The organism is Thermostichus sp. MS-CIW-34 (assembly GCF_054060435.1).
Genome location: NZ_JBSSDE010000063.1, coordinates 1 through 8,314, shown reverse-complemented (window position 1 = coordinate 8,314; position 8,314 = coordinate 1). Strand labels below are relative to the sequence as shown.

The 8,314-nt window shown below is 56.5% G+C and carries 8 protein-coding genes, 1 tRNA gene and 1 pseudogene; 7 read left to right on the top strand and 3 right to left on the bottom strand.

What is annotated here, in order from left to right:
- From ACVWYY_RS14330 to ACVWYY_RS14305, 6 genes and pseudogenes are all read left to right on the top strand, one after another.
- A pseudogene (locus ACVWYY_RS14330) lies at positions 1-125 on the top strand (RNA-guided endonuclease TnpB family protein); the annotation flags it as partial.
- 121 nt (positions 126-246) lie between these two features.
- Positions 247-1,428, top strand: a complete 1,182-nt coding sequence (locus ACVWYY_RS14325) for a CO2 hydration protein (protein ID WP_457404361.1) — start codon at positions 247-249, stop codon at positions 1,426-1,428.
- Positions 1,429-1,510: 82 nt separating this feature from the next.
- Positions 1,511-1,582 (top strand) — tRNA-Cys (locus tag ACVWYY_RS14320).
- A 34-nt stretch (positions 1,583-1,616) separates the two neighbouring features.
- Positions 1,617-2,780, top strand: coding sequence for a pyridoxal-phosphate-dependent aminotransferase family protein (locus tag ACVWYY_RS14315; RefSeq protein ID WP_414419384.1), 1,164 nt, complete (start codon positions 1,617-1,619; stop codon positions 2,778-2,780).
- Positions 2,781-2,873: 93 nt separating this feature from the next.
- Entirely contained in the window at positions 2,874-4,091 is a 1,218-nt protein-coding gene (locus ACVWYY_RS14310) for an RNA-guided endonuclease InsQ/TnpB family protein (protein ID WP_457440908.1), read from the top strand.
- Positions 4,092-4,181: 90 nt separating this feature from the next.
- On the top strand, positions 4,182-4,850 hold the full coding sequence (locus ACVWYY_RS14305; protein WP_457404009.1) for a PHP domain-containing protein: 669 nt from the start codon (positions 4,182-4,184) through the stop codon (positions 4,848-4,850).
- Positions 4,851-4,873: 23 nt separating this feature from the next.
- On the opposite strand, the gene ACVWYY_RS14300 is transcribed toward ACVWYY_RS14305, so the two are convergent.
- Positions 4,874-5,923 (bottom strand): potassium channel family protein, encoded by a 1,050-nt coding sequence (locus tag ACVWYY_RS14300; RefSeq protein ID WP_414407990.1) that lies wholly within the window; start codon positions 5,921-5,923, stop codon positions 4,874-4,876.
- Positions 5,924-6,011: 88 nt separating this feature from the next.
- Between ACVWYY_RS14300 and ACVWYY_RS14295 the strand changes: the two genes are divergently transcribed.
- Entirely contained in the window at positions 6,012-6,224 is a 213-nt protein-coding gene (locus ACVWYY_RS14295; protein WP_457404008.1) for a DUF2997 domain-containing protein, read from the top strand.
- Positions 6,225-6,260: 36 nt separating this feature from the next.
- Here the strand turns inward: ACVWYY_RS14295 and ACVWYY_RS14290 are convergent, their stop codons facing one another.
- Together ACVWYY_RS14290 and petE are read right to left on the bottom strand one after the other, a co-directional pair.
- Entirely contained in the window at positions 6,261-6,491 is a 231-nt protein-coding gene (locus ACVWYY_RS14290) for a hypothetical protein (RefSeq protein ID WP_457404007.1), read from the bottom strand.
- Between the two features lie 183 nt (positions 6,492-6,674).
- The gene (petE, locus tag ACVWYY_RS14285; RefSeq protein WP_414373743.1) at positions 6,675-7,085 is read right to left on the bottom strand and encodes a plastocyanin; all 411 of its coding nucleotides are present in this window, start codon (positions 7,083-7,085) and stop codon (positions 6,675-6,677) included.
- Between the last annotated feature and the right edge of the window lie 1,229 nt (positions 7,086-8,314).

Genomic DNA, 8,314 nt, shown 5'->3' with positions numbered 1-8,314 from the left:
AATGCGGGCACTGCGGTTGGGAAGGGGATGCGGATTTTAACGGTGCGAAGGTGATTGCGCTTTTGGGGGCTGCCGTAAACCAGCCTAGAGGTTCGTGGTTGGCTTGCCAACTGCAGGGCTGCTGAAAGCCCGCCCCGTACTGCGAAGCAGTCAGGGTCGGGTAGTTTACTTTGGGTTGTCTTCCTTTTGATGATTTGATGAGACTTTTGATGATTTGATGAGATCGACGGAGTTTCTTTTGCTCCCATGACTGCCACTCTTGCTCCTGCTCCTTCCTGCTTCTTTCTGGCCGGCTTATCTCCTCTGGAGCAACTGCAACTGGCTCCTATTGTCCAGCGCCTAGAGGCAGGGGGAGCCCTTGTGCTGGATGCCCCTGCCAATCGCCTAGAGGTCATTGGCATCCTGCATAGCTACGGCGAGGTGCTGGATGCCTATTCGCGCAATTTGATCTTTATTGCCGACCACCAATTTTTGGAGCTCTTCCCGGCGTTCAAGTATTTCAACGGCGAGATTACCCTGGGCAAATGGCTGCGCTACCTGTGGCATGACCGCATCAACTACGAGTTTGCCGAATACTGCATGAAGGCTATGCTCTGGCATGGGGGAGGGGGGCTAGACCGCTACCTGGATACCCCTGAATTTGTCGAGCGGGCCAAGAGAGCCATCCGGGCCAAAATCCGCTTCAATCCCTTCTTGCAGGGCTTGGGGATCTTGTTTCCCGACTTTGCTCTAGAACAGGTGCGCATGCTGGCTATGTACAGCGGCTTGGGCCAGTTTTGGCGGGTGATGAGCGATATTTTCCTGGCGCTGGCCAAGCGCTCTGAGACAGAACCCCACCTCACCATTCCCGACGTGGTGGCTCACATCCAGCAGGGGTTGGTGGCAGCTGCCGACAAGCCTATCACCTACGCTCCCTGCATCTGGGGCCGCCGCTACGAGATCATCCCTCTCTCGGCGGGTCTGACTTTCCTATCAGATACGGCTATCCCCTATGTGGAAGCGGTGTTTTTCCGCTCCTTTCCCTTTATGGGCACGGTTTCCTACAACGCCCAGGCCCACCAGATCCCGGCTGAGCAGGCTGACTTTGCCTACGGCGCCCTCTACGCCGATCCGCTGCCGGTAGGTAGCGCTGGGATCCCGCCTACCCTGTTGATGCAGGATATGATGCGCCACCTGCCCCCCTACTTGCGAGAGCACTACCGCCGCCAGCCTCGCGGGGATGATGACCTGCGGGTGAAAATCTGCCTTAGCTTCCAAAAGGCCATGTTCTGTGTTACCACTGCCGCCCTGCGGGCTCTTGCCCCCTTCCCTCTGGAAACTCAGGATCCCCAGCAGCAGTTGGCCAACCGCAAGTTTCTGGCTCCTTGGCTGCAGCGCCTGCTGGGATCCCGTCTGTTAAAGGTGCAGGAAGAAAGGGTTGAGGCCTAGCTGAGCTGGGAACTGCTACTTTTGGTTACTGGAAGGGGGATCCCCTTTTCGGATACAATATCTGCGCCCAGTTGAGCAATGGGGTGGCGTAGCCAAGTGGTAAGGCAGAGGTCTGCAAAACCTCTATGCGCCAGTTCGAATCTGGCCGCCACCTTTTAAACCTTACTTGCATCCCAAGCAGGGCAAGCATGAAAGACAAGCTGATATTGATGATCCCCGGCCCCACTCCCGTTCCCGAGAGTGCTCTGCTGGCGATGGCACGGGGGCCCATCGAGCACCGCAGCAAAGAGTTCACCGCCATTTTGGAAGAGGTCACCGATGGGTTGCGCTGGCTGCACCAAACCACCTCCGATGTGTTTGTCTTTTCCGCCAGTGGCACTGGTGCCATGGAAGCCGGGATCCTCAACACCCTCAGCCCTGGGGATCGGGTTTTGGTGGGGGTGAACGGCAAGTTTGGGGAGCGCTGGGCGGAAATGTCCGAGCAGTTTGGCCTTCAGTGTGAGCGGGTGGAAACCCCCTGGGGGATCCCTTACCCCGTCGAGATCTTCCAAGAAAAGCTGGCTGCCGACCGGGAAAAAACCATCAAAGCCGTCATCCTCACCCACTCGGAGACTTCCAGCGGCGTAGCCAACGATGTCCAAGCCATTGCTGCTGCTGCCCGCGAGCACGGGGAAGCCCTCGTCCTGGTGGATGGGGTCACCAGCGTGGGGGCAATGCCGGTGTTAATGGACGAATGGGGCTTGGATGTGGTGGCCTCGGGATCCCAGAAGGGCTATATGATCCCACCAGGGCTGGGATTTGTGGCCGTCAGCCCGCGGGCCATGGCCGCTACGGAGCGCTCTAGGTTTCCCAAGTACTACTGGAGCTTTAAGCTGGCGCAAAAGGCCCTGCGCCAAGGCACCACTCCCTTTACACCGGCGGTGAACCTGTTTTACGCCCTGCAGGTTACCCTGCGCATGATGCGCGCAGAAGGGTTGGAAGCCATCTACCGGCGTCATGCCAAGCTGGCCCAGGCCACCCGTGCTGGCGTCAAGGCTCTGGGGCTAAAGCTCTTGGTTGATCCAGAGTCAGCGGCCAGTCCTTCGGTAACAGCTGTACTCGCTCCCGAAGGGATCAACGCTGACACCATCCGCAGCACCTTGAAGAAACACTTCGACATCGCCCTTGCCGCTGGACAAGACCACCTCAAGGGCAAAATCTTCCGCATTGGCCATTTGGGCTTTATCAGCGACCGCGATGTGCTGATGACCTTGGCTGCTCTGGAGTCAGCTTTACACACCGTGGGCTACAGCGACTTCACCCCAGGGGCGGGAACTCGCGCCGCCGAGGAAGTATTGGCCCACGGCTTCTGAGCCCCCAGCTCAGCTAGAAATCGCAGGAGCCCCGCACTGTACCCGTAGGGTCAGTGCCGGGAGGAATGCGCTTTGATGAAGTACAATGGACTTATGAGCCAAGTCCTGACCATATCCTGTAAGCTCAAGGCGTTCCCGTCACAAGCCGCCAAATTGGACGCGACGATGGATGTCTTTGTGCAGGCATTGAACTGGGTCAACCAGAACACGCCGGAGAAGATCGTCAACGCGGTTAAACTGCAATCCCTTTGCTACTACGAGATTCGAGCTCGGTTCGGCTTGTCCAGTAACTTGGCTCAACAGGTGTGCAGACGGGTGGCAGGCGCTCGCAAAGTGGCGAGACAGCGCAACCGTCCGGTTAAAGAGTTCAAGCGTAGGTTCGTTACCTACGATGCACGTATCTTCTCATTTCGCGAGAAAGACTGGACGGTGTCGCTGACCACGGTGGAGGGGCGAGAGCGCTTTGAACTAGCCATTGGTAACTACCAGCGTGGGATGCTGGCTGGTTCTAACCCCAAATCGGCCACCCTAGTCCAGCGGAAGGACGGCTCCTACTACATCCAGATTTGCGTAGAGAAAAACCCGCCCAAGCAACAAGATACCGACAGGGTGATCGGGGTGGACTTGGGCAGGACGGATATCGCCCATACGTCAGAGGGGGACAATTGGAATGGGCAGCAGTTGAACAGAGTCCGAGACCACTACTCCCGACTGAGGGCGGTACTCCAACGCAAAGCCAGTAAGGGCACCCGCAGTTCGCGGCGCAGATGCCGTCAACTGTTGCAACGGCTGTCTGGCAAGGAGAGACGCTTTCAGTCGCGTCAGCGTTGCGTAGCAAAAACGTGGGTCAATCATCGCATCTCCAAAGTTATTGTCTCCAGGGCAAAAGCTACCAACAGCGCTATCGCCCTGGAAGACCTGACAGGGATCCGGAAAAGAGTCAATCAACAGCCACGCAGCAAAGCCGAACGGCGCAGGGCCAACAGTTGGGCGTTTTATCAACTCCGTCAATTTTTGGAGTACAAGGCTCTGCGTGCGGGGGTTGCTTTGATTCTGGTGCCGCCTGCCTACACGTCGCAGACCTGCCACCGGTGTTTGCACATTCATCCCGACCCTGCGCAATCCTACCGCAGTGGAAAGAAGTTTAAGTGTGGACACTGTGGATGGGAAGGGGATGCGGATTTGAATGGTGCGAATGTGATTGCGCTTTTGGGGGCTGCTGTAAACCAGCCTAGAGGTTCGTGGTTGGCTTGCCAACTGCAGGGCTACCGAAAGCCCGCCCTGTACTGCGAAGCAGTCAGGGTCGGGTAGTTTACTAGTCTTTGACCCATAGCACTGACCCTTGCCCCTGGCTACAATGGGGGGACATGCTTAATAAAACTTCAGAACCCAAGGGTGGCTATGGTTGTCAGCTTGGAACGGGATCCCTGCGTGGTGCCTTCTGCTGGGGAGTTGCGGCAGGTGCTACAGGGGGTTGGCCCTCGTTCTTGTCCCTTGCAGTACAACTTTCACCTACACACTCGTTGTTCGGATGGGCAGATGGATCCCGTGGATCTGGCGGAGCAAGCACGCCGGCACGGTCTGAAGGGACTGGCCATCACCGATCACCACACCCTGAAGGGCTACGAGCGAGCCCGCGCCCACCTGGATCGTCCCGACGACCCCATCCTGTGGCCGGGGATCGAGATCACCGCAAACCTGTTGGGCTGTGAAGTGCATATTCTCGGCTACGGCTTCGATCCCACCAATGGTGTCCTGGATCCCTTTGCCCAAGGGGAGCAGGTTCCCGGCTTGCCCGCCGCCGACGCAATCCAGGCCATTCAAGCGGCAGGAGGCTTGGCGGTGTTGGCCCACCCCTTTCGCTATTGCCTGCCTGCAGAGGAAATTGTCCCAGCCGCAGCGGAGTTGGGAATAGATGGCCTTGAGGTCTACTACGCCTACAAAAACCCGGAGATTTGGATCCCTAGCCCGGAAGTGACGGAGAAAGCCGAAGAGCTGGCCGAGACCTACGGACTTTTGAAAACCTGTGGCACCGACTCTCATGGCCCCAGTATTCTGAGGCGGATTTGAGCCAGGCTACCCAGAACAAGCTGCTACGGGCGTGGATAGAGCAACTGTCCAAGCCGGCGCAACTGCTCTGCGGTGCCCATACACAGCAGCAGATCCCCCGGCTGCAACAGGGTTTCTCCGCTGGGGCCACCAATCAACTGGCCATCCGCCCGTCGAATCGCCACCACTAAAGCTCCGGATCGGTTGCGCAAATCGGCTTTCCGTAGGGTTTGCCCGACATAAGGACATTCTTGGGCTGCCAGCTCGTACTCCTCCAGGTAGAAAGTGCGATCCCGACCGACAAGGATGCCATCCACAAAGTCCACAACCCGGGGGCGTAAGGCAGCCGCCGCCATGCGTTTTCCGCCCGTGATGTAGGGAGAAATGGCATGGGCAACGCCCGCCCGCTGCAGTTTTTGCAAAGCCTCCTCCGTATTGGCGCGGGCAATGGTGCGAATGCGGGGGTTCAGGGTGCGGGCCGACAAGACCACGTAGAGGTTCTCGGCATCGGAAGATAGGGCGGCAATCAGCCCCTCCGCCTGTTGCACCCGCGCTTCCAGCAAAGTGGCATCTAGAGTACTATCCCCCTGGAGAGCCACATATCCCAGCTCTTGAGCCACCTGAATCGCCTCAGCAGACTGATCGATCACCAAAAATGGCACCCCTTCTGCTCGAAACTCTTGGGCCACCTGCCGGCCAATGCGCCCGAAACCGCAAATGATGTAGTGGTTGTTCAGCGCTTCCATCTGTTTCTTCCATTTCCGTTGCCGGATCCCTTCCTGAAAATGTCCCTGGATGAGGGCCTCTGTAAAGCGATTCACCATGAACCCGATGCTCAAGACCCCCATCAGGATCAAGGCCACCGTAAATAAACGCCCCCGCTCCCCCAGCGGCTCCACCTCCATAAAGCCAACAGTGGTCAGGGTGATGATGGTCATGTAAAAAGCCTCCACCCACGGCCACTGCTCCACCCCGTGGTACCAGAGGGTGCCGATCAGCACCACACACACCAATGCCCCCACGCCCAAGCCGAGGTCTCGCCGGATTCCGGGATCCTTTTTGGCAGCCTGGAAGAGGGGACGAGCAGAAGCCATAGAGCCCAGCCAGATCTAGCCCAGGAAAAGGAAGCAAGAACTAGAATGGGGAAGAACCCGTTGTTGTTCGGTAACAAGCGGAGTGCCGATGCCTGAATACATCAAAGTGGAATATCGGATCGACAAAAACGGACAGGTCGCCGAGACCGTACTGAATGGTTCTGGCTCCAGTTGTACCCTAGCTACCGCCGGCTTGGAATCGGCGCTCGGAGCCGTGCAGAAACGGGAGCTCTTGCCGGAGTTTCACCAACTGACTGAAATCGAGAGGGAGTCAGAAGTCTCTTTGAAGCAAACCCGCTGACTCCATATCCATTTGCCTAGGGTTCTCACCGTCTTCTCATTTTTTCTTTTTGCTCCCCTTTCCGGCCGTATTGCCGGCCCGTGCCGCTTCAACCGCAGCCTGAAACAGCCAAACAGCCAATGGAGCAGCGACAACCAAGATGATGCTGGTGGGGCCGACGCCAAAATCCGGCTCGCCAGAAGCCAACTCGAAAATTGAGCCAACAGCAGCAATGGCGCTGAGGCAGGAAACGGCCAAGAGCAGGTAACCTTTAACGCTGGTGGTCATAGAGAACCCGTTTGAGAACTACACTTGCGCAGTACAGGGCAAGCCGGTCGAATGCGTATTCATTCGCCAAAAAGCCCTCCCACTCCTGAGAGGGCTACCTTTCATGCTAAGAGCAGGGATCCCTGTCCAGCAAGGCAAAACCAAAAGTGGGATCCCTAGAAGTTCAGCACTTGGGGTGTGGATTTAGCCGTTCACGATGATCTTGCCGACCATTCCGGCCCCGCGGTGGGGCGTGCAGTAGTAGGTGTACTCACCTGGAGGAACATCAACAAAAGCCGACTCCACCACCTGCTTGGGAGCTGTAAGCAGCGCCTTGTGGGAGAGTTTGGCCGCCAAAGCCGCATCTCCACCGGGCACCTTGTCGAAGACAACATTGTGGGGGTAGACCTTGTTGTTCACCCACTGAACGGTATCCCCTTGGTTGATGGTGAGAGAAGGCGGATCGTAGACCAACTGGGCTTTGTCGGATCCCATTTTGACGATGTAGGTTTCGGCAGCAGCAGGGTTGGACAAGAGCGCCACAGCTACCCCCCCAACCACAAGGCTGAGCAGGATGAGCTGCAAACGCTTCACCAGGTTGAAAACTAGAGACATGGATTCCTCTCAAAACGTAACAGCAGTTATCCCAGACTTTGCGGCTCGGTTGCCCCTTTCCAGGTTGCGAAGAGCACCCAGCCAGGCGGATGGGCAGCAGGGACAGTTGAATTCCCAATGCTCATTATAAGAGGGCTCATCCCAGAATAGAGCAATGCCCAACTGCGGGGCGGCAACATCCATCCTTTACAGGGAGCCGCGGCAGACCGAACCCGCCAAACAGCACAGCTCTTCCAGAAACCTACGGCAACCCTGTTGCCAGGCAATCCGATGCGGCTGGATCCCCAACCACTTGGGGTAGAGCATCTTGGCAGTTGGCGAGCGTGCGCAGGGAACCGAGAGCCAGTTTTCCGGGTCGTCCTCATCTCTACCCAAAAGTGCTTCGCAAAGTTTCGCAAAGTAGAGATTCTTTTTCCGTGGGATCCCTTAAAGTCCAAGAGTGTCTTGCCTAACAAATCCGTAGGGTTGTCGATGCACAAGAAGGGCAAATCATCCTAATCTCAAAGAGCAGGATCTTGGATGCTGCTGGTCGGTATTCCTTCGAGATTCCTCAATAACATCACCTGAAAGTCAGTTGGTTGTTCAGCCCTCACCAAAATAGGGAGTCTGTTAAGATGAGCGTACAGCGTTCACCCGTAGTTGGTCCAAGCAAGAGTCGGCTTGCAACAAGTTTAGAATCGACGGATCAGCGGCTTAACATTCAAATCTTGGCCCGGTGTATTGGCACTGCCTTAAACCTGGGCGCTCCTCTCAGGGTTGAAGTGCACTACACCTCACAAGCTCGGTAGCAAGGTTTTCTTGGCAGGCCGCTCTAGGGGCACAGCTACTACTATGGTTTGTGCTTGCCTGGGGCTAGAGTGATTTTTGGGCTTCTTATTTCGTTGTATGTCCGTATAGTCACTGCTGGCTGGAACAGCACACCTGAGGTCTCTCTAGAAGAGAGGAGCTGGGCATAAGCCGACGATTTTAGTCTGGCTGGATTGAGACAACTCTATTCACTACATCTCACTACATCATCACATAGTCATTTCAAGTTAGATTAAGACACTTTACTAATTGCTACGCAGTGCCGTCCAAACGCTCTGCGCCGCTTCCGCAACCACCCCCAACCCCTCTCCCATAGGGAGAGAGGAGCTAGGTTGTGTTGATCTTTCATTTGAGCCAAAAGAGAGCACTGACGAGATAGAGAAAACTCAAGAAGTTCCTGGCCAATTTGTCAAAACGAGAAC

Coding starts and splice junctions, on each gene's coding strand:
- ACVWYY_RS14290 (WP_457404007.1), bottom strand. CDS start 6,491: ATGACCACCAGCGTTAAAGGTTACCTGCTCTTGGCCGTTTCCTGCCTC.
- ACVWYY_RS14315 (WP_414419384.1), top strand. CDS start 1,617: ATGAAAGACAAGCTGATATTGATGATCCCCGGCCCCACTCCCGTTCCC.
- ACVWYY_RS14300 (WP_414407990.1), bottom strand. CDS start 5,923: ATGGCTTCTGCTCGTCCCCTCTTCCAGGCTGCCAAAAAGGATCCCGGA.
- ACVWYY_RS14305 (WP_457404009.1), top strand. CDS start 4,182: ATGGTTGTCAGCTTGGAACGGGATCCCTGCGTGGTGCCTTCTGCTGGG.
- ACVWYY_RS14325 (WP_457404361.1), top strand. CDS start 247: ATGACTGCCACTCTTGCTCCTGCTCCTTCCTGCTTCTTTCTGGCCGGC.
- ACVWYY_RS14295 (WP_457404008.1), top strand. CDS start 6,012: ATGCCTGAATACATCAAAGTGGAATATCGGATCGACAAAAACGGACAG.
- ACVWYY_RS14310 (WP_457440908.1), top strand. CDS start 2,874: ATGAGCCAAGTCCTGACCATATCCTGTAAGCTCAAGGCGTTCCCGTCA.
- petE (WP_414373743.1), bottom strand. CDS start 7,085: ATGTCTCTAGTTTTCAACCTGGTGAAGCGTTTGCAGCTCATCCTGCTC.